Origin of the sequence: Pedobacter jeongneungensis (assembly GCF_000633455.1) — a bacterium.
Taxonomy (GTDB): Bacteria; Bacteroidota; Bacteroidia; order Sphingobacteriales; family Sphingobacteriaceae; genus Pedobacter; species Pedobacter jeongneungensis_A.
This window is the reverse complement of record NZ_AYMG01000063.1, coordinates 1-1,479: the sequence shown is the minus strand read 5'-3', so window position 1 is coordinate 1,479 and position 1,479 is coordinate 1. Positions and strand designations below refer to the sequence as shown.

Here is a 1,479-nt window from a genome sequence, read left to right as displayed (position 1 = left end):
ACCGGAAAAGTAAATGTTGCACCTAATACACTTGCCGGAACCTATACGGTTGTATATCAAATCACAGATAAATTAAATCCAACATTAAGCAAACAGGCAACTGTAACAGTAACTGTTGAGCCCGCTCCAATGATTGCCAATGATGACAATGGATCGGCCAATGGTTTAACCGGTGGGGTAGCAGTGGCCAATGTTTTAGCAAATGATACTTACAACGGAAGTACAGCAAATCTGAGCGAAGTTAATTTAACACAGGTTTCAACTTCTGATCCGAAGGTTACCCTTAACACGTCGACAGGAGAAGTGCTTGTTGCTGCAAATACAAAAGCCGGAACTTACACTTTAGTATATCGTATTGAGGATAAGGCAAATCCAGGTTTATTTAAAACTGCAACAGTTACCATAACCGTAACTGCACCAGTAATGGTTGCAAATCCAGATAATGGTACTGCAAACGGATATACTGGTGGTGTTGCCGTTTCGAATGTACTGGCAAATGATACGTACAATGGTACTACCGCAACGGTATCGAATGTTAACCTTACCCAGGTTTCTACTACAAACGCAAACGTTACCTTAGATCCGGCTACCGGAGCAATTAATGTAGCTGCGGGTACACCTGCCGGAACTTACACGGTAGTTTACCAGATCGAAGATAAGTTAAACCCTGGTTTAACTAAACAGGCTAGCGTAACCGTAACCGTAACGGCCCCAACCATTATTGCCAACAATGATAATGGTACCGCAAATGGATTTTCCGGTGCTACTGCAGTAAACAATGTACTGGCTAACGACTCATACGATGGCAGCACGGCACTATTAAGCAATGTTAACCTATCGCAGATTTCTACCTCAAATCCAAATGTTACCTTAGATGCCACAACAGGCAAAGTAAATGTAGCGGCTGGTACTCCTGCCGGAAACTATACTTTAGTTTACCAGATTCAGGATAAGGTAAATCCGATTCCATCACAAACTAAAACGGCTACTGTTGATGTAATTGTAACCAGTCCTGCTTTAGCTGCGAATGCAGATGCAGGAACCATCAACGGTTTTGCAGGTGGTACTGCCATTAATAACGTATTGGCAAATGATAATTATAATGGTGGACAGGCTACATTAACCAATGTTACCTTAACCCAGTTATCTACTACAAATGCTAAAGTTACCCTCGATCCTGCAACCGGAAAGGTAAATGTTGTTTCGGGCACTCAGGCCGGAACTTATACGGTGGTTTACCAGATTGAGGATAAATTAAATCCTGGTCAAACGAAAACTGCTAACGCAGTAGTTACGGTTACTGCACCAGATATGACAGCCAGCAACGATGCGGGAACCATAAATGGTGCTACCGGTGGTACTGCAGTAGCCAATGTTTTATTAAACGATACCTACAATGGCAATGTTGCTACCATAAATGAAGTCACCTTATCTCAGGTTTCTACTTCAAATCCGAAAGTTACTTTAGATGTAACCACC

General features: G+C 42.3%; 1 protein-coding gene. It reads left to right on the top strand.

The genetic code is table 11. From position 1 onward, the window contains the following. On the top strand, positions 1-1,479 hold a 1,479-nt coding region (locus tag U859_RS0130210; protein WP_029986313.1), incomplete at both ends, for a hypothetical protein.